Below are 25,038 nucleotides of genomic sequence, written 5' to 3' on the forward strand. Positions count from 1 at the left end.
CGATGTCGATGGAGCTCGAACTCGTGCCCGCCGGGCTGGCCCATGCCCTTGAGGACCTGCTGCTGGTCGATCACCACGTGCACGGGGCCACCTCGCACGACCTGTCGCGCACCGCGTTCGAGGACCTGCTCGGCGAGTCCGACCGGCCGGTGCCCGACTGGATGACCCGCTTCGACTCCCAGCTCGGGTTCGCCGTGCTGCGTCACTGCGCGCCGGTGCTCGGCCTCGAACCGTTCTGCCCGCCGGAGGAGTACCTCGCCAGGCGGGCCAGGATCGGCGCGAAGGAGGTCAACAGGCTGCTGCTCGGCGCCTGCGGCGTCGGCCACTTCCTGGTGGAGACCGGCTACCGCGCCGAGGAGCTGCTGGGGCCGTCCGGGATGGCGCAGGCGAGCGGGGCACCCGCCGACGAGATCGTGCGGCTGGAGATGGTGGCCGAGCAGCTCGCCGGGTCGGGGTGCGCGGCGGCCGACTTCGCTGAGCGGTTCGCCGAGGCCCTGTGGGAGCGTACGCGCTCGGCTCGCGGGCTCAAGACCGTCGCCGCCTACCGGTGCGGGCTCGACTTCGACCCGGCGCGGCCGACAGCCACCGAGGTGGCAGAGGCGGCCGGGCGGTGGTTCGAGGAGGGCGGGCGGCTGCGCGACCCCGTGCTCGTCAGGCACCTCATCTGGACCGGGATCGACCGGGGGCTGCCGCTGCAGTTCCACATCGGCTACGGCGACCCCGACGTCGATCTCAGGCGCTCCGACCCGCTGCTGCTGCGCGGCCTCATCGAGCTGGCCGAACCGACCGGGGTGCCGTTGCTGCTGCTGCACTGCTACCCGTTCCACCGGAACGCGGGGTACCTGGCGCAGGCGTACCCGACCGTCTTCTTCGACGTGGGGCTGGCGGTCAACCACGCAGGGGCGCGCGCCGCGGCGCTGCTGGCCGAGAGCCTGGAGGTGGCGCCGTTCGCCAAGATCCTCTACTCGTCCGACGCGTGGGGACCGGCCGAGCTGCACTACCTCGGCGCGCTGCTGTGGCGGCGGGGGATGGCGCGGGTGCTCGGCGAGTTCGTGGCCGAGGAGGAGTGGTCGGTGCCGCAGGCGGTACGCGTCGCCACCATGATCGGCGCGGAGAACGCGCGCCGCGTCTACGGACTCGGCGGATGATCGCCGGGATCTCCGCGTGGACGGGTATGGGACGTCCGTAAGGGACGCATGCGGACGTTGCCCCGGGACGGGCCTCCGAGGGAACGCCGCAGGCAAGGGTCGTCAGTGTCGCAGGTGTGTCGCAGGTGAGTCGCAGGTGAGGAGAGACGGTGACGGGGGCAGTACGAGCGGGCGGAGACGGGCATCGAACGGCCGGGATGGAGGCCGCGCTGCGCGCCGCCCTGCGGAAAGAGCTGCCCTCCGCCGTCGTGCTGCGCCGCGAGCTGCACGCGATGCCCCGCGTATCCGGGCATGAGGAGCCGACGCTCAAACGGATGCTCGACGCGCTGCCCGCCGGGCACGTCGAGTACGTGGCCGGCACCGGGGCCGTGCTTCGCGTCGGCGGTCCAGGAGCCGCCATAGGCGTACGGGGTGAGCTGGACGCACTGCCGATCGTCGAGCGCACCGGCGTGCCGTGGGCCGCCACGAACGGCGCCATGCACGCCTGCGGCCACGACGTGCACCTGGCGGCGGTGGTCGCGCTGGCCCGCGCGGTCGCCGCCGTCACCGCCGTCGCCTCGGGCGGCGCGGACGAGACGGCGGGAGAGGTCGTGGCCGAAGCCGCCGCCCAAGGCGCCGCGGCCGCCGCCACTGAAGCCGCCACTGAAGCCGCCGCTGGGGCCGCCGCTGAAGCCGCCGCTGGGGCCGCCGCTGGGACCGTCACTGAGGCGGTGGCGGAGGTGGCGGGCGGGCCGCCATCGCCGGCGCCGCTGCTCGTGGTGCTGCAGCCGCGCGAGGAGACGTTCCCGTCCGGGGCGCAGGACGTCGTACGGTCGGGCGTGCTGACCCGGCACGGCCTGCGGGCGATGGTCGGCGCGCACGTGCAGCCGGTGCTGGCTGAGGGCACGATCGCCTGCACGCCGGGGCCGGTCAACGCGTCCTCCGACGAGTTCCGGGTGGTCGTCACCGGGGCCGAGGGGCACGCGGCGTACCCGCATCTCACCCGCGACCCCGTCCTGGCGATGGCGCAGGTGATCGTGGCGGCGCAGCAGCTCGTCAGCCGCGCCGCAGACCCGATGGTGCCGACCGTGGTCACGTTCGGCACGGTCGCGGCGGGCACCACCCCCAACGCGGTCCCCGGCGAGGCGGTGGCCACCGGCACGCTGCGGACGATGTCGCAGCGCTGGCGCGAGGAGCTGCACGGCCGGTTCAGGCAGGTGGTCAGGGACACCGCCCGCGCGTACGGCTGCACGGCCGACGTCGAGATCCTGCCCGGCGAGCCGATCCTCATCAACGACCACGACCTGGCGCTGCGGGCGGGGGAGCGGCTGCGCGAGCAGGGCTGGACGGTGTCGGACGAGCTGCGCTCCTGCGGGGCCGACGACTTCGCCAGGTACGGCAGCGTGGCGGCGTCGCTGATGATGTTCGTGGGCGTGGACACCGAGGCCGGGCTGCACAGCCCTCGCTTCCTGCCGGACGACGAGGCGGTGGCGGCGGTCGCGGAGGCGCTGCTGGCGGGCTACCTGGCCGCCTCGCACCCCTGAGCGGCCGCGAACGATGCTCTGAAGGGCCGCGCTCCAGGACCGGGAAGCGGCGCTGGACGGCTGGGCGGACGGGTGTCGGTCAGGTCAGGAAGACGGCGCGTCAGCGTACAGTCCGGACAATGGACGCATCGCTGACGAAACAGGCGCGAACCTCTAGGCTCAGCGGCGATGGATCTCGAAACATTCACCCCCGGCTCGGGCCGGCTCGCCCCGCGCGCGGCCCTCCAGTCCGACGCCCCCGCGCTCAGCCTCAACGGCACGTGGCGCTTCCGCCTGTCACCCACCGCCGGTATCCCAGAGGACTTCGCCGACCCCGGCTACGACGACTCCGGCTGGGACGAGCTGCCCGTCCCGTCCCACTGGAACCTGCACGGCCACGGCGCCCCCGCCTACACCAACGTGGCCTTCCCCATCCCGATCGACCCGCCCCACGTGCCGGACGAGAACCCGACCGGCGACTACCGCCGCGTCTTCGACCTGCCCGAGGGCTGGCAGGGCGGGCGGCTGCGGTTCGAGGGCGCCGAGTCGTTCGCCCGCGTCTGGCTCAACGGCCACGAGCTGGGCTTCTCCACCGGCAGCCGGCTGCCGGTCGAGTACGACGCCGCTCCCTACCTGCGGCCGGGACGCAACGTGCTGGCCGTGCGGGTGCACCAGTGGTCGGCCGCCACGTACCTGGAGGACCAGGACATGTGGTGGCTGCCCGGCATCTTCCGCGACGTCACGCTCACCCGATCCACCGCCGACGTGTACGTCCGCGCGGACTACCGGGACGGCCGCGGCACCCTCGCCTACCTCGAAGGCCCCGGCCCGCTGAGCGTCCCCGAGCTGGGCGTGACCGGCCTGGAGCCGGGCTCCGAGATCACGGCCGAGGTGGAGCCGTGGACGGCCGAGACGCCCCGCCTGTACCAGGCCGTCATAACCGGTGACGGCGAGACCGTGCGGCTGCGGATCGGGTTCAGGACCATCTCCATCGAGGACGGCGTGCTGCTGGCCAACGGCAGGCCGCTGCTGCTCAAGGGCGTCAACAGGCACGAGTTCCACCCGGAGCACGGCCGGGCGGTGCCGTACGAGACCATGCGCGAGGACGTGCTGCTGATGAAGCGGCACAACGTCAACGCGGTCAGGACCAGCCACTATCCGCCGCACCCGCGCTTCCTCGACCTGTGCGACGAACTGGGCCTGTGGGTCATCGACGAGTGCGACCTGGAGACGCACGGCTTCGGCGAGGTCGGCTGGCGCGGCAACCCCACCGACGACCCCCGCTACGCCGACGCGCTGCTCGACCGTATGCGCCGCATGGTCGAACGCGACAAGAACCACCCCAGCGTCATCATGTGGTCGCTCGGCAACGAGGCCGGCGTCGGCCGTAACCTGGCCGTCATGGCCGGCTGGACGCGCGAGCGCGACCCGTCCAGGCCGCTGCACTACGAGGGCGACCGCTCCTGCGCCCACACCGACGTCTACTCGCGCATGTACGCATCCCACGCCGAGGTCGAGGCCATCGGCAAGCGCGAGGAGGACCCGCTCGACGACCCCGAGCTGGACGCGCGGCGGCGCGGCATGCCGTTCCTGCAGTGCGAGTACGCCCACGCCATGGGCAACGGGCCCGGCGGGCTGGCCGAGTACCAGGAGCTGTTCGAGCGCTACCCCCGGCTGGCCGGCGGGTTCGTCTGGGAGTGGATCGACCACGGCATCGCCCACCCGGAGTTCGAGTACGCCTACGGCGGCGACTTCGGCGAGCCCGTGCACGACTCGAACTTCGTCATCGACGGGCTGGTCTTCCCCGACAGGACGCCGTCGCCCGGCCTGATCGACCTGAAGAAGGTGTTCGAGCCGGTCCGCTTCGACTTCGACGGCGGCTCCGTCCGGATCGTGAACGGTTACGGCTTCCGCGACCTGTCCCACCTGCGGTTCGTGGCGACCGTGCAGGTGGCGGGCGAGACGGTGACCGAGCACGTCCTCGACGTGCCGCCGGGCGGCGGCGAGGTCGCGCTGCCCGTCACGGACGGTGGGCCCGAGGGCGAGCGGTGGCTCACCGTACGGGCCGAGCTGGCCGAGGACCAGCCGTGGGCTCCGGCCGGGCACGAGGTCGCCTGGGGCCAGACGCAACTCGCCCCCGCCCCTGGGACCGCTGTCCCTCAGGATCCGGCGACCGCCGCAACGACCGCTGTCGCTCAGGGCCTCGCGACCGCCGCAACGACCGCTGCCCCGCAGGACCCAGCGCCCGGCGTCGCGGGCGGACCGCAGGCGTTCACCCGCGGCGAGGACGGGCTGATCATCGCCGGCGAGTGCGCGTTCGACGCCTCCGGGCGGCTGGTGCGGCTGTTCGGGCTGGAGGTGGAGGGGCCCAGGCTCGACCTGTGGCGGGCGCCCACCGACAACGACCGGTACGGCGGGCTCGAAGGCCGCTGGCGCGCGCTCGGCCTGTACCGGCTCACCCACCGGGTGGACGAGGTCAGCGTGGGTGACGAGCTGGTCGTGCGGACCCGGGTCGCGCCGGCCGCGACCGACCTCGGGATGCGGGCGACGTACCGGTGGACGTACGACGGCGGGCTGCGCCTGGAGCTGGACATCGAACCGGAGGGCGAGTGGCCCGACCCCATCCCGAGGCTCGGGGTGGACATGACGCTGCCTGGAGAAGCCGTGGACCGGGTGACCTGGTTCGGCCCGGGCCCGGGGGAGTCGTACCCGGATACCGGGATGGCCGCCCGCATCGGCCGCTGGTCGGCCACGGTGGAGGAGCTTCAGACGCCGTACGTCTACCCGCAGGAGAACGGCCACCGCGCGAACGTCCGATGGGCCACGCTCACCGGCGCGCGGGGCGGGATCAGAGTGTCGGGCGAGCCGGCGTTCGGGCTGACCGCCCGTCGCTGGAGCACCGCCGAGCTGACCGCCGCCAGGCACCGCCCCGACCTGGTGCCGGGCGACCGGCTCCACCTCCACCTCGACCTCGCACACCAGGGCATCGGCACCGCCACCTGCGGCCCAGGCCCGCTGCCCGCCTACCACCTCCTCGCCCGCCCGGCCACCCTCCGCCTCCGCTTCACTCCGGCGTGAGGAGCCCGGCCTCGCGCGCCGGGTGAGCGCCGCCGGGTGAGCCCCGGTCGCGGGCGTCGTGACGGGCACGGTCCCTACACCTCTCAGGTGGGGGACCGCCCCGCAGCGGACACCTCGACGGCCGCCCCGGCCGGACCGGGACGGCCGTCGATCGAGGCGGGCCGCTGCGCGAGGCCGCCCCGACGGATCGGGACGGCCGGAGGGCGAGTGCGGCGCCGGTGCCGATCCGTGGGGGAGGCCCCCACGGATCGGCGGTGGTCAGGCCGCGAGTACGGTGCCGGCGCCGACCGTGAGGCCGCCCTCGCGGATGGCGAAGCCGAGCCCCTCCTCCAGCGCGACCGCCTTGCCCAGCCTCACCGACACCTCCACCGTCTCGCCGGGCGCGGCGCTCTCGACGCCGTCCGGCAGGACCAGCTCGCCCGGCACGTCCGTCGTGCGCAGGTAGAACTGCGGCCGGTAGCCGGAGGAGATCGGCTTGCGCCGGCCGCCCTCCTCCGGGGTCAGCAGGTAGACCCGGGCGGTGAACGCACCGAGCGCCCGCTGGCTGCCCGGCGCGGCCAGCACCATCCCGCGCCGCACCTGCTCGCGGCGGACCCCGCGCAGCAGCACGGCGGCGTTGTCGCCGGCCTCGCCCCGCTCCATCGTCTTGCCGAACGTCTCGACGCCGGTGACGACGGTGGTGAACCCGTCGCCGAACCCGACCACCTCGACGGTGTCGCCGACCCGGACGGTGCCGCGCTCGATGGCGCCGGTGACGACCGTGCCCCGGCCGGTGACCGTGAGCACGTTCTCGACCGGCATGAGGAACGGCGCGTCCACGTACCTGATGGGCACGGGGATGTGCTCGTCCACCGCCCGCAGCAGCTCGTCGATGGAGGCCGTCCAGGCCGGGTCGCCCTCCAGGGCGCGCAGCCCGGACACCCGCACCATCGGCACGTCGCGGTAGCCGTGCTCGGCGAGCAGCTCCTGCAGCTCCAGCTCGATCAGGTCGATCAGCTCCGGGTCGGCGCCGTCGGCCTTGTTGACCGCGACGACCAGGTGCTCGACGCCGACCCGCTTGGCCAGCAGCACGTGCTCCCTGGTCTGCGGCATGATGCCGTCGTGCGCGGACACGACCAGGATCGCGCCGTCGAGCTGCGCCGCCCCCGTGATCATGTTCTTCACGTAGTCGGCGTGGCCCGGCATGTCGACGTGGGCGTAGTGCCGGGTGCCGGTCTCGTACTCGACGTGCGAAATGTCGATCGTGATGCCCCTGGCGGCCTCCTCCGGGGTGCGGTCGATCCGCTCGAACGGCGTGTACGTCGCCTGCCCGCGCTGCGCCAGCACCTTCGTGATCGCGGCGGTCAGCGTCGTCTTGCCGTGGTCGACGTGGCCCATCGTGCCGATGTTGAGATGCGGCTTGTTGCGTACGTAGGCCTGCTTGGCCATGGTTCCCTTCCCTAGAACCTGGAGACTCAGTGACCCGTCAGGGCCGGTTCGACCTCCCCCCGCCGGGTCACTTCAGGAACTAACGGGAAGAGGTCAGCGCTCCAGGCCGTCGCAGGCACGCCCGAACGCGCCCGGCAGTGCGGGCGTCGCGAGGTGGGCGAGCGGGAACATGACGACCATAATGCGGTGATCAGCACCGCGCCGCAACGGATTATTCCCCAGGGGCCAGGGCAGAGGCCGCCCCTGACATGGGGGCGGCCGGCCCTCAGGTCAGGGGCGCCCGACCCCCATGTACGTGTAGCCGAGCCGGCGCATCTCCTTCGGGTCGAGCAGGTTGCGCCCGTCGAACAGCACCGGCCGCCGCATGGAGGCGGCCATGCCCGCCCAGTCGGCCTCCTTGAGCTGCGGCCACTCGGTGACCACGATGGCCGCGTCGGCGCCCTCGACGGCCTCCTCGGGAGTGGCGTGGCGGGTGGTGGAGATCCACGGCTCGGCCTCGGCGGGCCTGGCCATCGGGTCCCAGCAGCGCACCTCGGCGCCCTCGGCGAGCAGCCGCCCGGCCAGCACGGTGCTGGTGGCCTCGCGCATGTCGTCGGTGCCGGGCTTGAACGTCAGCCCGAGCAGCGCCACCCGCATGCCGGTGAGCGTGCCCAGCTCGTCCTTCAGCTTCTGGATCGCGCGGCGCTTCTGCAGGTTGTTGACCTCGATGACGGCCGACAGCAGCTGCAGGTGGTAGCCGGTGTTGCTGGCGAGCTGGCGCAGTGCCTCGGAGTCCTTCGGGAAGCAGGAGCCGCCCCAGCCGATGCCGGGCCGCAGGAAGTGGGGGCCGAGCCGGTGGTCGAGGCCGACGGCGCGGGCGACCTCTTCGACGTCGGCGCCGGTCTTCTCGCACAGCGTGGCGATCTCGTTGATGAAGCTGATCTTCGTGGCGAGCAGCGCGTTGGACGCCAGCTTGACCATCTCGGCCGAGCGCACGTCCATGACGACGACCGGGCCCTCGATGCCGTGGTGCAGCTCGGCGACCAGGTTGGCGGTGGCGTCGTCCTCGGCGCCGATGACGATGCGGTCGGGGTGCATGAAGTCGCGCACCGCGGTGCCCTCGGCGGTGAACTCGGGGTTGGCGGCGTACCCGACATGGGACAGGCCCGCCTCGTCGAGCGCGGCGCGCACGCGGCTGCCGGTGCCGACGGGCACGGTGGACTTCATGACGACCGCCCGCAGGTGGGTGGCGCCCTCAAGGGAGCGCACGACCGACCACACGCGCGACAGGTCGGCGTCGCCGGAGGCGGACGGCGGGGTGTCGACGCACACGTACACGATCTCGGCGCCGTCGAGCGTCTCGGCGAGGTCGGTGGTGAAGGAGAGGCGCTCCTTGTTCCTGGCGATCATGTCGCCCAGGTCGGGCTCGTAGATCGGCACGTCTCCGGAGCGCAGCAGGGCGACCTTGTCGGGGTCGATGTCGCGGACCACGACCCGATGACCGAGCTCCGCGAGACAGGCACCGGTCACCAGACCGATGTATCCGGCACCGAACACGGCCACCTGCCGTTCCGGCGTGCGTACCATGCTTGACCATCCATTTCTCGGGGGAGATGACATGCCGGGGACCGGCGGGGGGACCTTCACCTTAACGTCCGCGGGTCATTCTCCCGGACGGGCGAGGCGGCCTGGAGCCCGGCCCGGTCGTGTCAGGCCCACTATTGCCGGGCGCAGTCGTGCCGGGCCGGTCAAGTCAGGCGCGGTCATGTCGGGCCCGGTCATGTCGGGCCCGGTCAAGTCAGGCGCGGTCATGTCGGGCCCAGTCCTGTCGGGCCCAGTCATGTCAGGCGCGGCTATGTCAGGCGCAGTTGTGTCGGGGCACAACGGCGGGCCCGGCGTTCGTCCAGGCGGCCGAAGCAGGGCCGATGCCGGTGCCCTACGGTTCGCATATGCGACGTCTCACCCTGGACGATCTGTACGGCTTCGCCGTCCCCTCCGGCCCGGCCCTGCGCCCCGACGGCGGCGCGGTGGCGTACACGCTGACCACCGCCGACCGCGAGTCCGACGCGAACCGCTCCGAGGTGTGGCTGGCCGCGCCGGGGGCGGAGCCGCGCCGCCTGGCCGAGGGGAGCGCGCCGCGCTGGTCGCCCGACGGGCGCACGCTGGCGTTCCTGCGCCCGGTGGACGGTGTGCCGCAGCTCCACCTGCTGCCCATGGACGGCGGCGAGCCGGTGAAGCTCACCTCCGCGCCGCTCGGCGCGGGCCCGGCCGTCTGGTCTCCCGACGGCACCACGATCGCGTACGCGGGGCCGGTCGGGCCCGGCGACGGCGGGCCGCCCGACCCGCACGCGCCCGTGGTGGCCGAGCGGCTCGACTACAAGGCAGACGGCGCGGGGCTGCTGCGCGGGGTCACCGCGCACGTGTTCGTCGTGGACGTCGCATCGGGGGAGGCGACGCGGCTCACCGAAGGCGACTTCCACGCGGGCGAGCCGTCATGGCGGCCCGACGGCACCCGCCTGGCGTTCGTCGCGTCCACGGACCCCGAGCGCGACCTGCGGCCGGACGCCGGAGTGTACGAGGTGCCCGCCGCCGGCGGCACCCCGGAGCGGCTGACCGACCCCGAGCTGCTCTGCGCCGGAGCCTGGTGGCTCGGCGACCGGCTGGTGGTGGCCGCGCAGAAGGGCGAGCCGGTCGGGCACGTCCGGCTGTTCACGCTCGGCTCCGGCGGCGCCGCCGAGGTGGAGACCGGGCTCGACCGCAACGTCATGCTCGGCCACCCCGGCTACCCCGGGGCGAACCCCGCCGTGCACGGCGGCGACCTGCTGTTCTGCGCCCGCGACCGCGGCCTGACCCGCCTCTACCGCGCCCCCGCGCACAAGCTCGTGCCGGACGACGTCAGCGTGGCGGGCGCGAGCGTCGCGGCGGGCAAGGTGGCGTACGTCGCCGCCACGCCCCGCAGCCCCGGCGAGGTCTTCCTCCTGGACCTCGCCGGATCCGCCCCCGAGCGGCTGACCCGGCACACGCCGGCGGACATCGACCCGTACGTGCCGGTCAGCCGCACCTTCACCGCCCCCGACGGCACCGAGGTCGAGGGCTTCGTGCTGCGCGACGAGAGCGTCACGGAGCCGGGCCCGCTGCTGCTCGACGTGCACGGCGGCCCGCACAACGCCTGGGCGCCCGTGCTCGACGGCTTCCACCTCTACCACCAGGTGCTGGCCGCGCGCGGCTGGACGGTGCTCACGCTCAACCCGCGCGCCAGCGACGGCTACGGGGAGGCGTTCTACACGGCGACGGCCGGCGCGTGGGGCCTGTCCGACGCCCAGGACTTCCTGGCCGCCGTGGACGACCTGGTCGCGGCGGGCCTCGCCGACCGCGAACGGCTCGCCGTCACCGGCTACAGCTACGGCGGCTACATGACGTGCTGGCTGACCGGGGCGACAGGAAGGTTCAAGGCGGCGATCGCCGGCGGCGCGGTCACCGACCTGACCAGCCTGTCGGGCACCTCCGACCTGGGGATGCTGATCAAGACGTACGAGTGCGCGGGCGACCTCGCCGCCCAGTCGCCGATCACCCGCGCCGGCGAGGTCACCGCCCCCACACTCCTGCTGCACGGCGAGGACGACGACCGCTGCCCCGTCGGGCAGGCCGAGCAGTGGTTCGCCGCGCTGCGCGAGCGCCGCGTGCCGGTCCGGCTCGTGCGCTACCCGGGGGCCTCCCACCTGTTCATCCTGAACGGCCGGCCCTCACACCGGTACGACTACAACGAAAGGATCATCGCGTGGCTGGAGCAATGGATCAGCGGCGGCTCGCCGAGCTGATCGCCCGGTACGAGGTGCCCGGCGCGGCGCTGGCGTACCTGCACGACGGAGAGCTGCACGAGGCCGCCGCGGGCACGCTCAACACCGCCACCGGCGTCGAGGCCACCCCCGACTCGCTCTTCCAGATCGGCTCGGTCACCAAGGTCTGGACGGCCACCCTGCTCATGCTGCAGGTCGAGCGGGGCAGGCTGACGCTGGACACCCCGGTGTCCGAGGTGCTGCCGGAGTTCAAGGTGGCCGACCCCGAGGTCACCAAGGCCGTCACGATCCGCCACCTGCTCTCCCACACCAGCGGCATCGACGGCGACCTGTTCCTCGACACCGGCCGTGGCGACGACTGCGTGGCCAAGTACGTCGAGGCCTGCGCCGACCTGGCGCAGAACCACCCCATCGGCGTCACCCAGTCCTACTGCAACTCCGGCTTCGTCATCGCCGGCCGCGTCGCCGAACGGCTGGGCGGCAAGCGCTGGGACGACCTGCTGCGCGAGGAGATCGCCGAACCGCTCGGCCTCACCCACACCTGGACGCTGCCCGAGGACGTGTTGCGCTTCCGCGCCGCGATGGGCCACGTGGAGGGCGGCGCGCCGGCCCCGGTGTGGGGGCTGATGCGCGGCATGGGCCCCGCCGGGCTCATCTGCGCCCGCCCCGCCGACGTGGTCGCGTTCGCGCGGGCCCACCTGGAGGGCGGCCTGCTCGACGACCCGCAGGCCATGTGGGAGCCGCAGGTGGACGTGCCCAACCCGCACGGACTCGGCCGCCAGTGGGGAATCGGCTGGATCCTCGACGAGTGGAGCGGGCAACGCGTGCTCTCGCACGGCGGCAACACCATCGGCCAGCACGCCATGCTCTGGGCCGTGCCCGGCACCGGCACCGTCGTCTGCGTCACCGCCAACGGCGGCCACTCCGGCGCCTTCACCCGCGCCGTGGCCACCGAGCTGTTCGCCGAGCTCGACGGCCTGGCCGTGCCGCAGATGCCCACGCCGCCGGAGACCCCGGTCGAGGTGGACGCCACCCCGTACGCCGGCGTCTACGAGCGGGCCGGCGCCCGCATCACGGTCACGGCCAAGGACGACGGGCCGTGGATCAGGATGGAGGCCACCGGCGCGCTCGCCGCCCTCCAGCCGGAGGCGGAGGAGCACCGCCTCATCGCCGTGCACGGCGGCGACCGGCCGTTGTTCGTCTGCAAGGCGCCCGACGCCCCCGACTGGGTCACGGTCGTCTTCTACACGCTGGCCGACGGCTCCCCGTACGTCCACGTGGGCGCCCGCGCCACCCCCAAGACGGAGTGAACTATCGTGACCCCATGAGAATCCGCCCGCGCGCCAGCCTCGGGCGGATCCTCGACGACCTCGGCACCACCGTGCTCGACGTCGCCGCCTCGCCAGGGCATCTCGACGCCGAGGTCACGGGCGTGCACATCTACGACCCCCTCGACGAGCTGATCGTGGCCGAGGGCGCGATGGTGCTCGCGGTCGGGGTGCAGGGCGCGGCCGAGATCCGCGCGCTGCTCGCCCGCGTCCCCCACGCGGCGGGCGTCGTGGTCAAGCTGCCCGTCGACGTGGACGAGCGGGTACGCGCCGCCGTGCTGGAGACCGGCGTGGCCGTGCTCGGCCTGACCAGGGCCGCCTCCTGGGCGCAGGTGGCGGCGCTGCTGCGCTCGCTGCTGGCGGAAGGCGACCTGGCCGAACCCGGGGAAGGGGGGCACGGCGACCTGTTCGCCCTGGCCAACGCCGTGTGCGCGCTGCTCGACGCGCCCGTCACCATCGAGGACAGGTCCTCGCGGGTGCTCGCGTTCTCCGGCCGGCAGGAGGAGGCCGACCAGGGCCGCGTCGAGACCGTGCTCGGCCGCCAGGTGCCCGAGCGCTACCTGCGCCTGCTCGACGAGCAGGGCGCGTTCAAACGGCTCTACCAGAGCCGCGAGCCCGTCTACATCGAGCTCCCCGACGACAGCGTGATCAACAGGGTCGCCGTGGCGGTCCGCGCGGGCGACGATATCCTCGGCTCCATCTGGGTCGCCGTGCGCGAGCCGCTCACCCCGCAGCGGCAGCGCGCGCTCGCCGACGCCGCCAAGGTCGTCGCGCTGCGGCTGCTGCACGAGCGGGCCGGCGCCGACACCCAGCGGCGGCTGCGCGCCGACCTGCTGTCCACCGTCCTCGCCGGCGGCGCCGACGCCGCCGAGGCCGCGGGCCGGCTGGGCATCGCGACCGGCAGGCTGTGCGTGCTCGCCGCCGAGCTGACCGGCCCGGCAGCCGATCCCGGCGGCCGCGCAGCAAACGCCGCCACGGATCACGCGGCCGACCACGTGCGCAGCGAGAGCGAGCGGCAGCGCTTCTGCGACGCGCTCGCCCTGCACGTCGCCGCCATCCACCCCAAGGCCGCCGCCGCGCTCGCCGGCTCCGTCGCCTACGCCGTGCTGCCCCTCACCCCCGGAGGCGGTGAGGAGGAGCGCGCCGTCCGCGTCGCCGAGAGCTTCCTCGCCAGGGTCGGGCCCCGCCACGCCGCCAACGTCGGCGTCGGCCGCCTCGCGCACAACCTCGCCCAGGTCGCCCGCTCCCGCGCCGACGCCGACCGCGCCCTGCGCGTGCTGCGCCACCGGGGCGTCACCGGGCAGGCCGCCGGCTACACCGCCGTGCACTTCGAGTCGCTGCTGCTCCAGGTCGCCGACGTGGCCGCCGCCGAGGAGCAGGCGCCCACCGGCCCCTACCAGCGGCTGCTCGAGCACGACGCCGAACACGGCACCGAGCTGGCCGCCACGCTGGGCGCGTACCTCGACGCGTTCGGCGACGTCAACCTGGCCGCCGCCCGCGTCCACGTGCACCCCAACACCTTCCGCTACCGGCTCAAGCGGCTGACCGAGATCGGCGGCCTCGACCTGAGCGACCCCGACGCCCGGCTCACCGTCCAACTCCAGATGCGCATCTTCGGACGACGGCACTAGACGGCCGCGCTTTTTCGTGCCCGGCACCGAAGAACGGGCACCGGCGAGCCGCGAAGGTGGAGCTCACCCCCACGCTCGTCTGGAGTACCCATGAGAACACCATTAGCGGCGGGCCTCGCCGCGCTCGCCCTGCTCGCGGCCGGCTGCGGAGGGACGGGGGCGGAGGGCGGGACGGCCGGGGGCGGCACGTTCACCTACGCGCTCCCCGCCGACCCGGGCGTGCTCGACCCCGCCATGGGCGTACTCAACGTCACCAACACCACGCTCTCGCTCGCCTACGACACGCTCGTCGGCATCGACGCGCAAGGCAAGATCGTCCCCGCCCTCGCCGAGCGCTGGACGGTCGAGCCCGACAAGGTCACCTTCACCCTGCGCAAGGACGCCACCTGCTCCGACGGAGCCCCCGTCACCCCCTCCGACGTGGCCGCCAGCGTCAACCACATCACCGACCCGGACACCAAGTCGCCCATCTACGGCGTGCTCATCCCCACCGGCATGAAGGCCGAGGCCGACGACGCGGCGGGCACCGTCACGCTGTCGATGCCGAAGCCGTTCAGCTTCATCCTGGAGACCGGCCGGGCGATCTTCGTCGTCTGCGGCAAGGGCGTCGAGGACCGCTCGATCCTCGCCCGCTCCACCTCCGGCAGCGGCGCGTACCGGCTCACCGAGGCGGTGCCCGGCGACCACTACACGTTCAAGGTGCGCAGGGAGTACGCCTGGGGCGCGCCCGGCACCTCCATCAAGGACGCGCCCGAGACCGTCGTACTGAAGATCGTGCCGAACGAGCAGACCGCCGCCAACCTGCTCGTCTCCGGCGCGCTCAACGGCATCACCCTCTACGGCCCCGACCGCACCCGCGTCGAGGCCGCGCCCGGCGTCACCAAGACGATCACGCCGGTCGCCAACGGCCAGTTCTTCTACCACCAGGGCGAGGACCGGCCCACCCACGACCCCGCCGTCCGCAAGGCGCTCACCCAGGCCGTCGATCTCAAGGAGCTGGCCGGCATCGCCTCCAGCGGCACCGGCAAGCCGCCCACCGGCCTCGTCCTGCACCCGCGCCCCTGCCAGGGCGACACCGTCACCGGCCACGTGCCCGCCCACGACCCGGCGGCCGCCGCAGCCGCGCTGGACGCGGCCGGGTGGAAGCCGGGCCCCGACGGGGTGCGCGTCAAGGACGGCAAGCGGCTCACCCTGCGCTACCTGTACGCCACCACGCGCGGCGCCGGCGTCCAGGCCGCCGCCGAATACCTGGCCACCGCCTGGGGCGCGATCGGCGCCGAGGTGAAGCTGAACGGCGCCATCGACACCAAGCTGTCGGAGTCGCTCAACACCACCCAGGACTGGGACGTCGTCTGGCTGCCCATCGGCGTCACCCTGCCCAGCCAGCTCGTCGGCTTCCTGTCCGGCCCCGCCGCGCCCAAGGGCGCCAACTTCGCGCACCTGTCGAACAAGCAGTACCAGTCGCTCGTCGACGAGGCCTCGCAGGTGCCCGCCGCCGAGGGCTGCGACAAGTGGCTGCAGGCCGAGTCGGCGCTGTTCGAGGCCGCCGACATGGTGCCGGTGGTCGAGACGACCGTGCTGGAGGCCGCCAAGGGCGCCACGTACGAGATGGTCGCCGGGATGTTCGTGACCACCTCCATCCGCCTCACCCAGGGGGCTGAATGAGCCGTCGCACCGGCCTGCGGCGGCTGGTCCGCTTCCTGGTCTCGCTGGCCGTGCTCGTGGTGGCGACGTTCGCGATGATCCACCTCATCCCCGGCGACCCCGTGCGCTCCGCGCTCGGCCCCGCCGCGCCGGTGGAGCTGGTGGAGGCGCGGCGGGCGGCGCTCGGCCTGGACCGGCCGCTGCCAGAACAGCTCCTCACCTACGTCGCGAACGTCTTCTCCGGCGACTTCGGCACCTCGTTCGTCACCGGCGAGCCGGTCGGCGAGGTCATCATGGCCCGCCTGCCCAACACGCTCAGCCTGGCCCTGCTCGCCGTCCTCGTCGCCATGCTGGTCGCGGTGCCGCTCGGCATGCGGACCGCCATCCGCACCGAGAACGGCCGCAACCGGGGCACCGAGCTCACCTTCAGCGCCACCACAGGGGCGGCGGTGGCGGTGCCGGAGTTCCTGTACTCGATCGGTCTGGTGGCCGTGTTCGCCATCGGGCTCGGCTGGTTCCCGCCCGCGGGCAAGGCGGGCGCGATCACGTACGTGCTGCCGGTCGCCGCGCTCGCGATCGGGCCCGCCGCCATGATCGCCCGCATCTCCCGCGTCGAGACCCTGCGCGAGCTGGGCAAGGACTACGTGCGGCTGGCCCGCGCCAAACGGCTGCCCGCCGCCCGGCTGCACCTGCGGCACGTGCTGCCCAACACGCTCACGGCCACCCTCACCGTCGGCGGCCTGCTGCTGACCTCGCTCATCGCGGGCGGCGTGCTGGTCGAGTACGTCTTCGCCTGGCCGGGGCTCGGCCTGAAGATCGTCGAGTCGGTCACGCAGAAGGACTACCCGGTGGCGCAGGGCGTGGTCCTCGTCTACGGGGCGATCGTGCTCGTCGTGAACCTGGCCGTCGACCTGCTGCTCGGCATGCTCGACCCGACGTCCGCGATCAAGGAGACCTGATGACCTCGCTGATGGGGCGGCTGCGGCGCAACGTGCCCGGCGCGGCGGGCGCCGTCATCGTCGCCGCCATGGCCGTGCTGGCCGTGATCGGGCCGATCATGTGGGGCGCGGAGGCCGAGCGCATCGACGCCGCCGCCATCCTCCAGGGCGCCTCGCCGGGCCACCCGCTGGGCACCGACAACCTCGGCCGCGACCTGCTGGCCCGCGTCCTGGTCGCGGGACGCTACTCGCTGCTGCTTGCGCTGGCCGCCACGCTGATCGGCGCGCTGGCCGGGCTCGTGCTCGGCACGCTGCCCTCGGTGCTGCCCAGGCGCGCCGCCCGCCTGGTCGCCGGCACCGTCAACGCGCTCGTCGCCTTCCCCGGGCTGCTGCTCGCCATGTTCACCGCCGTCGTCACCGGGCTCGGCGCGCGCGGCGCGGTGCTCGGCATCGGCGCGGCCATCGCCCCCGGCTTCGCCCGGCTCACCCAGAACCTCGCCGCCACCGTCGCCGGCTCCGACTACGTCTCCGCCGCCCGCATGCTGGGCGTGCCCCGCAGCCGCATCCTCACCCGGCACGTGCTGCCCAACATCGCAGAACCGCTCATCCTGCACCTCACCCAGGCGCTCGGCAGCGCCCTGCTGGGCCTGGCCGGGCTGTCGTTCCTCGGGCTCGGCGTGCAGCCGCCGGACTTCGACTGGGGACGGCTGCTGTTCGACGGGTTCCCGCGCATCTACGTCACCCCCGAGGTGGCGCTCGGGCCCGCCGCCGCCATCGCGCTGGCCGGCATCGGCTTCAACCTGCTCGGCGACGCCCTGGCCAAGGCCGCGGCCCGCACCGCCGTGCCGCGCGGGCGCGCCGTGGCCCCCGCGCCGTCCGGGCCGCCGCCCGAGCCCGACCCCGAGGCGGTGCTGGAGGTGCGCGACCTGACCGTGACCTTCCCCGGCGGGGCGTCCCCCGTACGGAACCTGTCGCTCACCGTCGCGCCCGGCGAGATCGTCGGCCTGGTGGGGGAGTCCGGCAGCGGCAAGAGCATGACCGCCGCCGCGATCGGCGGCCTCGTGCCCTACCCGGGCGTCGTCACGTACGCGGCGCTGCGGCTCGGCGGCAAGGACGTCGCCGCCCTGTCGGACAAGGAGCTCGGCACCACGCTGGCGATGGTGTTCCAGGACCCGCTGGCCGCGCTCAACCCCGCGCTCAAGATCGGCGGCCAGCTCGCCGAGGTGGCCATCGTGCACGAGGGCGCCACCCGCGAGCAGGCCCGCCGCCGCGCCGTGGACCGGCTCGCCCAGGTGCACCTGCCCGGCCCGGAGAAGCGCGCCGCGCAGCACCCGCACGAGCTGTCGGGCGGCATGCGGCAGCGCGCCGTCATCGCCATGGGCCTCATGGGCACGCCCCGCCTGATCGTCGCCGACGAGCCCACCACGGCGCTCGACGTCACCGTGCAGCAGCAGATACTCAAGCTGCTGCGCGAGGTCGTCGAGGAGACCGGCGCGGCCACGCTGTTCATCTCGCACGACATCGCGGTCGTGGGCGAGCTGTGCGACCGGGTCGTCGTCATGTACGCCGGCCGCGTCGTCGAGGAGCTGCCCGCCGACCGGCTCGCGGACGGGGCCGCGCACCCGTACACCAAGGCGCTCATCGCGTCACTGCCGGACCTGGACACCGACCGCGACACGCCGCTGGCCGGCATCCCCGGCACCCAGCCCGCCCCCGCCGACGTCGGGCCCGGCTGCGCGTTCGCCCCGCGCTGCGAGCTGGCCACCGCCCGCTGCGCAAGCGAGCGCCCCGAACTCGCCGACCTCGGCCCCGGCCGCAGGGCCGCCTGCTGGGAGGTCAAGTGATCATCAGGAACCTGAGCGTGCGCTACGGCTCCTTCACCGCCGTGGACGACGTCACGCTGGAGATCCCCGACGGCCGGGTGGTCGGCCTCGTCGGCGAGTCGGGCTCGGGCAAGTCCACGCTCGCCAGGGCCGTGTGCGGGCTCGTCCCCCACACCGGGACGATCGAGGGGGCGCGGCGGGTGCAGATGGTCTTCCAGGACCCGTACGCGTCCCTGAACCCGCGCATGACCGTCGGCCGCACCATCGCAGAGGGCTGCGGCCCCGGCGCGGTGGAGCGGCTGCTCGGCCTCGTCAGGCTGCCCGCCGAGCTGGCCGGCCGCTACCCGCGCGAGCTGTCCGGCGGGCAGCGGCAGCGCGTCGCCATCGCCCGCGCGCTCGGCGGCGACCCCGAGCTGCTGGTGGCCGACGAGATCACCAGCGCGCTCGACGTGTCGGTGCAGGGCGCGGTGCTCAACCTCGTGCGCGGGCTGCGCGACGAGCTCGGCCTGTCGATGCTGTTCATCTCGCACAACCTGGCCGTTGTGCGCTACGTCGCCGACGTGGTCGCCGTCATGCACCGAGGCAGGCTGGTCGAGGTCGGGCCCACCGAGCAGGTCGTCGGCGAGCCCGCGCACGACTACACCCGCGCCCTGCTGGCCGCGGTGCCGCGGCTCAGAGAGTGATCCACTCCGTGGCGGTGGTGACCTCGTCCAGCACGTCCGCGATCGGCTCGACCCCGAGACCCGGCCCCGTCGGCACCTCCAGATGCCCGTCCACCAGCTCGAACGGCTCGGTGATGTCGGTGGCGAAGTAGCGGCGCGAGCCGGAGGTGTCGCCGGGCAGCGTGAAGCCGGGCAGCGCCGCCAGCGCCACGTTCGCCGCCCGGCCGAGGCCCGTCTCCAGCATGCCGCCGCACCACACCGCCACGCCGTTGGCCCGGCACAGGTCGTGGATGCGCCGCGCCTCCAGGTAGCCGCCGACCCGGCCGGGCTTGATGTTGACGATCGAGCACGAGCCGAGCGCGATCGCCGCAGCGGCGTGCTCGGCCGACTCGATCGACTCGTCCAGGCAGATCGGCGTGCGCAGCCGCTGCGCCAGCTTCGCGTGCTGCACCAGGTCGTCGTTGGCCAGCGGCTGCTCGATCAGCAGCAGGTCGAACGCGTCGAGCCGGGCCAGGCGGGGCGCGTCCGACAGCGCGTACGCGGCGTTCGCGTCCACCTGCAGCAGCAGGTCGTCGCCGAACCGCTCGCGCACCGCGCGCACCGGCTCGACGTCCCAGCCGGGCTGGATCTTCAGCTTGACCCGGACGTACCCCTCGTCGATGTAGCCCGCCACGGCGTCGAGAAGCTGCGGGATCGAGTCCATGATGCCGACCGACACCCCGCACGGCACCCGCGGCTTCGACGCTCCCAGGAACCGGCCGAACGACTCGCCCGCCGCCCGCAGCTGCGCGTCCAGGATCGCCGTCTCCACCGCCGCCTTGGCCATCCGGTGACCCTTGATCGGCTCCAGGACGCGCGCCACCTGGTTGGCGTCGGCATTCTGCGGCAGCGCGGGCAGCAGGAAGCGGCGGATCACCTCGGCGGCGCCGTCGACGTACTCGGAGGAGTAGAGCGGCTCGCTCATCGCCACGCACTCGCCCCAGCCCTCGGCCTCCGGCGTCACCACCCTGACCAGCAGCACGTCACGCGCCGTCTCGGTGCCGAACGAGGTGCGGAACGGCGACACCAGCGGCATCGCGATCCTGCGCAGCTCCACTCCGGTGATCTTCACAGTCTCTCCACTACGTAGTACGACTTCGCGGCGAACCCCGTCACCTCGCGGCCCTCCGCCATCAGCCCTCCCAGCACATCACGGACGGCGTGCCGCCACGCCTTGCCCGCACCGCGATCGGCCCGGCGCAGCCCCTCGATGTCGGGCGGCACCGCGACCAGCACCACCGGCGCGTCCACCGGGCCCGGCACCGGCCGCCCGCCCTCGTCGGCCAGCGCCACCACCGCGCCGTCCGGCAACGGCCTCTCGCCCGGCTCCCGCCTGGCCAGCGCCTCGACGTGCGGCGCGGTCAGCGGCCACGAGGCCAGCAGCCGGTCCGACTCGTCGCCCTGGTTGATCGCGTCCTCCATGACGCCGTAGAAGCACGGCAGGTACTCCACCGGCCGCGCGCCCAGCTTGGCGAGGTTGAAGTGGGCGTTGCGGCGGACCAGCGGATCGTAGGTCCAGGTGATGCGGGTCAGGCCGCGCTCCAGCGCCCAGCGGCGCTGGTGCTGCTTCAGCTCGAACCCGATGCCCCGCCCCGCGATCGAGCCGGTGACGTGGGAGTGCAGGGCGCCACCGGCCGCCAGGAACCCCACGGAGGCGCCGACCATGCGCCCGCCGTCGAACGCGCCGGCGACATAGCCGCCCGCGTGCGACAGCGCCCGCATCAGCTCCATCGTGATGGGCGGGTCTCCGGAGCCGAAATGCCAGATGTCGTCGAACAGCGCGTAGACGCGCTCCAACTCCGGCATCTCGTGGAGCTCCCTGACCTCGATCAACGTCTCACCTTTCCCCTCACTGAGGTTCCATGGCGACGTTATGCCATGCGGGGCCGCCCGGGATTCGTCCGGGACCACCAAGAGGGGAGCGGTCTTTCGTAGCGGAAGCTCAGCGGGCCGGCGCCGCCCGGCAGAGGAGGCCCGGCGGCCCGCGCCGGCCCGCGATCTCGCCGGGTTCAGCGCAGGCTGCGGGCGTCGAGCTGGCGCAGGATGCGCGAGATGATCGCCGGGTCGGTGTTCGGGTCGCGCCGCGCCTCCAGCACCGCCTGGCGGGCCGCCGACATCATCTCGCCCTGCACCCGCCGCAGCAGCTTCAGCCGCCGCACCCGCTGCTCGTACGCCTCACGCCGCTCCTCGTCGGCGGCCTCGGGGCTGAGCCGCACGTTCATGTCCATCAGCCGCCGCTTCAGCGCCTCCAGCACCTCCTCCGGCAGCTCCTCGGCCTCGTTGATCTCCCGCAGCCGCCGCTTGGCCGCCTTCGCCGCCTCCGTCGCCAGCCGCCTCTCCAGCGCCCGCTCGGCCGCCGTGTCCGCCTTCACCCCGAGCCTGTTCACCAGCCACGGCAGCGACATGCCCTGCACGATCAGCGTCGTCAGGATGACCGCGAACGCGATGAACACGATGATCGGCCGCTGCGGGAACGCCTGACCGCTCTCCGTCTGAAGCGGGATGGCCAGCGCCAGCGCCACCGACGCCACCCCGCGCATGCCTGACCACCACATCACCACCGTCTCCCGCCAGCTCAGCGGGATCTCGGTGTCCTCGTGGCCGGGCCCGCGCGTCTTCTTCGCCAGCCAGGCCGCGGGCAGCAGCCACACCAGACGTACGAGGACCACGACGCCCACCACGGCGGCGCTCCACCACAGCACCTCGCCCACCTGGCCGTGCACGGTGCCGAACACCGCGTGCAGCTCCAGGCCGATCAGCCCGAACGCCACCCCGACCACCAGCGTGTCCACGACCTGCCAGAACGTCGTCGATGCGAACCTGCCCAGCACGTCGTCGGCGTCGGCCATCCGCTCGCTCAGGTAGAACGACGTCGTCAGCACCGCCAGCACGCCCGAGCCGTGCAGCTCGTCCGCCAGCGCGTACGACACGAACGGCACCAGCAGCGAGACCCCCACCCGCAGCGTGGCGTCGCCGAGCCACTCCATCAGCCGCCCGCCGACCCAGCCCAGCGCCAGGCCCACGACCACGGCCACCACGGCCGACAGCACGAGCTCCGTCAGCGCGCCCGGCCATGAGAACGTGCCCGTCACCGCCGCCGCGATCGCCACGTGGTACAGCACGATCGCCGTCACGTCGTTGAACAGGCCCTCGCCCTCCAGCAGCGACACCATGCGCCGGGGCAGCCCCAGCCGGCCCGCGACCGCCGTCGCCGCCACCGGGTCGGGCGGCGCCACCAGCGCGCCTAGCGCCACCGCAGCCGCCAGCGGCAGCCCGGGCACCAGCGCGTGCGCCACCGCCGCCACTGCCGCCGTCGTCACGAACACCAGCGCCACCGCGAGCAGGAAGATCGGCTGCCAGTTGGCCGCGAACTGCCGCCACGATGTGCGCTGCACGGCCGCGTAGAGCAGCGGCGGCAGCAGGAGGGGCAGCACGATGCCGGGCGGCACGTCCACGTTCGGCACGAACGGCAGGACGGCCATCAGGATGCCCAGCAACGTCATCAGCACCGGCGGCGGCAGCCCCAGGCGGTCGCCGAGCGGCACCATGAGCAGCGCCCCCAGGAGCACCAGCATGAGCAGCACCAACTGGTCCACGAACGCCCCCAAATGATCGCCCGCCCCAGCCTAATCCAGCCCCTTCCGCCCACTCCGCACCCCCTTCCGCCCTCGCACCCCCTCACCCTGGGAGGGCCTCAGCACGCGACCCCTCACTCCGAAGAGGACCTCGGCCCGCTCTCCGAGTGGACCTCGGTCCGTTACCCTCTTCGCACTCCGAAGGGACCTCGGCTTGTTACGCTCTTCGCTCTCCGGAGGGACCTCAGCCCGTAACCCCCACTCTCCGAAAGGACCCCAGCCGGTGCGGCAGGGAGGGCGCTCGCCCACCTCGGCCCACGACGGACCTCCGGCCCGAAACCCCTCTCACCCCCGAAGGACCTCGACCCGTCCCCCGGAGGTCAGTGGCCGAGGGTTTCGAGGGTGTGGGGGAGAACCCCCAGAGGCAGGGGCCCGGAGGCGGTGCAGGCGACCACGTCGGCCACCCGGGCCCCGAAGAGATCCGGCACGTAGATGGCCGGCTCCAAACAGAAGGTCATCCCGTCCGACAGCACGGTGTCCTCGCCGGGCCGCGGCCCCTCGTCGGGACCCAGCCCGACGCCCCGGCCGACGTGCGGGGAGGCGAAGCGGCCGTACCCGCTGCCGTCGATCACCTCGCCGACCGCCGCCGCCACCTCCGACACGGGCACGCCGGGCCGTACGGCCGCCAGCCCCGCCCGGTGCGCCTCCCGCACCACCGAGTACATCGCCTCGAAGTCCTCGGGCGGCTCGGCCACCACGAAGACCCGGGCCGCCTCCGCGCAGTAGCCGCCCCACCGCCCGCACACCGACACGGTCACCGCGTCCCCGGGGTTGATGATCCGCCCGCCGGGCACGTGGCAGGGCCTGGCCGTGTGCTCGCCCGCCGCCACCCGCAGCGCCACCACCTCCTCGCACCCCGACTCGGCCAGCAGCAGCCGCAGCCGGCGCGCCATCTCCCGCTCGGTCGCCCCGAACCACGACAGCTCCTTGACCCGCGCGAGCACGCCCTCCGCGGCGGCCACCGCGCGCCCGATGGCGGCCACCTCGCCGGGCTCCTTGCGCAGCCGCAGCGGTGCGAGCACCGGCGACGCCGGTACGAACTCCGCCTCGATCGCCAGCCCGAACAGCTCCCGCACCCGCATCTCGGCGTCCACCCCGACCCGCCGCGCGTCCGGCGGCACCAGCAGGGCCGGGTCGCGGGTCTCGGCCGCCACGTCGGCCGTCACCACGAGGAACGCCCCCTCGCCGCCGCCCAGGAACCGGTAGTCGGGCGAGGGCCGCAGCACCAGCGCGTCCATCCCGGCCGCCGCCATCCGCTCCCGCACCGCCGCCACCCGCCCGGCCACCAGCCGCGCCGCGTCCTCGCCGGCAGGCGCGCCCGCCGCCCCGGCCCCGGACTCGCCCACCGGCCCAGCACCCAGGCCGGGCGCGGGCTTCCGATCGAGAGCGGGCAGGTCGCCGGGCGCGGGCTCCCAGTTGAGGGCGGGCGGGTCGCCGGGCGCGGGCTCCCCGCCGGAAGCCGCCCGGCCGCCGGGAGGCGGCCCCTCGTACGGTGCCGGGGTCACTTCGGCTCGTGCAGCCAGCAGGCGACCGGCCCGAAGTCCGGCGACTTCTCCCTGCACACGTCCATCACCTTCGGACACCTCGGGTGGAACCGGCACCCGGACGGCGGTGACGCCGGATCGGGCACGTCGCCGGGCAGCTCGGCGGGCAGCACGCCGCGCCCGTCCGGCTTCGGAACGGCCGCGAGCAGCGCCTCCGTGTACGGATGCCGCGGCCGCGCCCACACCTCGGCCGTGCCGCCCACCTCGACGATCTTGCCGAGGTACATGACCGCGATCCGATCCGCGATCAGCCGCACCACCGACAGGTCGTGGCTGATGAACAGCAGCCCAGCGCCCGACTCCACGGCGAGATCCCGCATGAGCCTGGCCACCTGCGACTGCGCGGAGGCGTCCAGCGCGGAGATCGGCTCGTCGCCGATGAGCAGCCGGGGCCGCGCGGCCAGCGCCCTGGCGATCGCGATGCGCTGCCGCTGCCCGCCGGAGAACTCGTGCGGGTGCCGCCCGGCGAAGTCGCGCGGCAGGCCGACGCGTTCGAGCAGGTCGGCGGGCGTGGTCGAGGTGTCGCCCGAGGTGCGCAGCCCGTCGGCGATCTGGTCGCCCACCCGCCGCCGGGGGTTCAGCGACGCGTACGGATCCTGGAACACCATCTGGATGCCGGTCAGCCTCCTGCGGCGCAGCCCGAGCGGCGTCACCGGCTGCCCCTCGAAGGAGACCGAGCCCGACGTGATCGGGTTCAGCCCGCAGACCGCGCGGGCCAGCGTCGACTTGCCACAGCCGGACTCGCCGACGAGCCCGACCACCTCGCCCGGCCGCACCTGCAGGCTGGCCCCCGCCACGGCCCGCACCACGGCACGTCCGGGCGAGCGGTGCTCCACCACCACGTCGTCGATGGTCAGCATGC

Annotated in this window: 17 protein-coding genes; 10 read left to right on the forward strand and 7 right to left on the reverse strand. The window is 73.8% G+C overall.

What is annotated here, in order from left to right:
* Positions 1 to 2 precede the first annotated feature (2 nt).
* The 3 genes from ACFMQL_RS30480 to ACFMQL_RS30490 all read left to right on the forward strand — a co-directional run bounded on the left by ACFMQL_RS30480 (position 3) and on the right by ACFMQL_RS30490 (position 5,728).
* On the forward strand, positions 3 to 1,148 hold the full coding sequence (locus tag ACFMQL_RS30480; RefSeq protein WP_364053386.1) for an amidohydrolase family protein: 1,146 nt from the start codon (positions 3 to 5) through the stop codon (positions 1,146 to 1,148).
* Positions 1,149 to 1,297: 149 nt separating this feature from the next.
* Positions 1,298 to 2,671, forward strand: a complete 1,374-nt coding sequence (locus tag ACFMQL_RS30485) for an amidohydrolase (protein ID WP_364053384.1) — start codon at positions 1,298 to 1,300, stop codon at positions 2,669 to 2,671.
* Between the two features lie 168 nt (positions 2,672 to 2,839).
* Positions 2,840 to 5,728, forward strand: coding sequence for a glycoside hydrolase family 2 TIM barrel-domain containing protein (locus ACFMQL_RS30490; RefSeq protein ID WP_378788216.1), 2,889 nt, complete (start codon positions 2,840 to 2,842; stop codon positions 5,726 to 5,728).
* Between the two features lie 258 nt (positions 5,729 to 5,986).
* Here ACFMQL_RS30490 and tuf read toward each other — a convergent pair whose 3' ends face one another.
* A complete protein-coding gene (gene tuf / locus ACFMQL_RS30495; protein WP_378788218.1) occupies positions 5,987 to 7,156 on the reverse strand; it encodes an elongation factor Tu in 1,170 nt (389 codons plus the stop codon).
* 270 nt (positions 7,157 to 7,426) lie between these two features.
* Positions 7,427 to 8,722, reverse strand: a complete 1,296-nt coding sequence (locus tag ACFMQL_RS30500; RefSeq protein WP_378788220.1) for a UDP-glucose dehydrogenase family protein — start codon at positions 8,720 to 8,722, stop codon at positions 7,427 to 7,429.
* A 362-nt stretch (positions 8,723 to 9,084) separates the two neighbouring features.
* Between ACFMQL_RS30500 and ACFMQL_RS30505 the strand changes: the two genes are divergently transcribed.
* The 7 genes from ACFMQL_RS30505 to ACFMQL_RS30535 all read left to right on the forward strand — a co-directional run bounded on the left by ACFMQL_RS30505 (position 9,085) and on the right by ACFMQL_RS30535 (position 18,979).
* Entirely contained in the window at positions 9,085 to 10,953 is a 1,869-nt protein-coding gene (locus ACFMQL_RS30505) for a S9 family peptidase (RefSeq protein WP_364053372.1), read from the forward strand.
* Positions 10,914 to 12,242: a serine hydrolase domain-containing protein gene (locus tag ACFMQL_RS30510; protein WP_378788222.1), complete on the forward strand. Its 1,329-nt coding sequence runs from the start codon at positions 10,914 to 10,916 to the stop codon at positions 12,240 to 12,242. Before ACFMQL_RS30505 ends, ACFMQL_RS30510 begins: the two co-directional genes overlap by 40 nt.
* 14 nt (positions 12,243 to 12,256) lie before the next feature.
* A complete protein-coding gene (locus tag ACFMQL_RS30515) occupies positions 12,257 to 13,891 on the forward strand; it encodes a helix-turn-helix domain-containing protein (RefSeq protein ID WP_364053366.1) in 1,635 nt (544 codons plus the stop codon).
* Positions 13,892 to 13,981: 90 nt separating this feature from the next.
* Positions 13,982 to 15,556 (forward strand): ABC transporter substrate-binding protein, encoded by a 1,575-nt coding sequence (locus ACFMQL_RS30520; protein ID WP_378788224.1) that lies wholly within the window; start codon positions 13,982 to 13,984, stop codon positions 15,554 to 15,556.
* Positions 15,553 to 16,494 (forward strand): ABC transporter permease, encoded by a 942-nt coding sequence (locus ACFMQL_RS30525; protein ID WP_378788226.1) that lies wholly within the window; start codon positions 15,553 to 15,555, stop codon positions 16,492 to 16,494. The genes ACFMQL_RS30520 and ACFMQL_RS30525 overlap by 4 nt, the downstream gene beginning before the upstream one ends.
* The gene (locus ACFMQL_RS30530; RefSeq protein WP_378788228.1) at positions 16,494 to 18,317 is read left to right on the forward strand and encodes a dipeptide/oligopeptide/nickel ABC transporter permease/ATP-binding protein; all 1,824 of its coding nucleotides are present in this window, start codon (positions 16,494 to 16,496) and stop codon (positions 18,315 to 18,317) included. The genes ACFMQL_RS30525 and ACFMQL_RS30530 overlap by 1 nt, the downstream gene beginning before the upstream one ends.
* Positions 18,314 to 18,979, forward strand: coding sequence for an ABC transporter ATP-binding protein (locus tag ACFMQL_RS30535; RefSeq protein WP_378788230.1), 666 nt, complete (start codon positions 18,314 to 18,316; stop codon positions 18,977 to 18,979). The genes ACFMQL_RS30530 and ACFMQL_RS30535 overlap by 4 nt, the downstream gene beginning before the upstream one ends.
* Here the strand turns inward: ACFMQL_RS30535 and menC are convergent.
* From menC to ACFMQL_RS30560, 5 genes are all read right to left on the reverse strand, one after another.
* Entirely contained in the window at positions 18,969 to 20,069 is a 1,101-nt protein-coding gene (gene menC / locus ACFMQL_RS30540; protein WP_378788232.1) for an o-succinylbenzoate synthase, read from the reverse strand. The genes ACFMQL_RS30535 and menC overlap by 11 nt on opposite strands.
* Positions 20,066 to 20,830: a GNAT family N-acetyltransferase gene (locus tag ACFMQL_RS30545; RefSeq protein ID WP_364053348.1), complete on the reverse strand. Its 765-nt coding sequence runs from the start codon at positions 20,828 to 20,830 to the stop codon at positions 20,066 to 20,068. The genes menC and ACFMQL_RS30545 overlap by 4 nt, the downstream gene beginning before the upstream one ends.
* Positions 20,831 to 21,006: 176 nt before the next feature.
* On the reverse strand, positions 21,007 to 22,593 hold the full coding sequence (locus tag ACFMQL_RS30550) for a Na+/H+ antiporter (protein ID WP_378788234.1): 1,587 nt from the start codon (positions 22,591 to 22,593) through the stop codon (positions 21,007 to 21,009).
* 359 nt (positions 22,594 to 22,952) lie between these two features.
* On the reverse strand, positions 22,953 to 24,137 hold the full coding sequence (locus tag ACFMQL_RS30555) for a M24 family metallopeptidase (RefSeq protein WP_378788236.1): 1,185 nt from the start codon (positions 24,135 to 24,137) through the stop codon (positions 22,953 to 22,955).
* Positions 24,134 to 25,036 (reverse strand): ABC transporter ATP-binding protein, encoded by a 903-nt coding sequence (locus ACFMQL_RS30560; protein WP_364053339.1) that lies wholly within the window; start codon positions 25,034 to 25,036, stop codon positions 24,134 to 24,136. The genes ACFMQL_RS30555 and ACFMQL_RS30560 overlap by 4 nt, the downstream gene beginning before the upstream one ends.
* Between the last annotated feature and the right edge of the window lie 2 nt (positions 25,037 to 25,038).

It is taken from the genome of Nonomuraea fastidiosa (assembly GCF_042751225.1).
In the GTDB taxonomy this organism is placed as follows: Bacteria; Actinomycetota; Actinomycetes; order Streptosporangiales; family Streptosporangiaceae; genus Nonomuraea; species Nonomuraea fastidiosa.

Coding starts and splice junctions, on each gene's coding strand:
- ACFMQL_RS30480 (WP_364053386.1), top strand. CDS start 3: ATGTCGATGGAGCTCGAACTCGTGCCCGCCGGGCTGGCCCATGCCCTT.
- ACFMQL_RS30490 (WP_378788216.1), top strand. CDS start 2,840: ATGGATCTCGAAACATTCACCCCCGGCTCGGGCCGGCTCGCCCCGCGC.
- tuf (WP_378788218.1), bottom strand. CDS start 7,156: ATGGCCAAGCAGGCCTACGTACGCAACAAGCCGCATCTCAACATCGGC.
- ACFMQL_RS30500 (WP_378788220.1), bottom strand. CDS start 8,722: ATGGTACGCACGCCGGAACGGCAGGTGGCCGTGTTCGGTGCCGGATAC.
- ACFMQL_RS30505 (WP_364053372.1), top strand. CDS start 9,085: ATGCGACGTCTCACCCTGGACGATCTGTACGGCTTCGCCGTCCCCTCC.
- ACFMQL_RS30515 (WP_364053366.1), top strand. CDS start 12,257: ATGAGAATCCGCCCGCGCGCCAGCCTCGGGCGGATCCTCGACGACCTC.
- ACFMQL_RS30520 (WP_378788224.1), top strand. CDS start 13,982: ATGAGAACACCATTAGCGGCGGGCCTCGCCGCGCTCGCCCTGCTCGCG.
- ACFMQL_RS30525 (WP_378788226.1), top strand. CDS start 15,553: ATGAGCCGTCGCACCGGCCTGCGGCGGCTGGTCCGCTTCCTGGTCTCG.
- ACFMQL_RS30530 (WP_378788228.1), top strand. CDS start 16,494: ATGACCTCGCTGATGGGGCGGCTGCGGCGCAACGTGCCCGGCGCGGCG.
- ACFMQL_RS30560 (WP_364053339.1), bottom strand. CDS start 25,036: ATGCTGACCATCGACGACGTGGTGGTGGAGCACCGCTCGCCCGGACGT.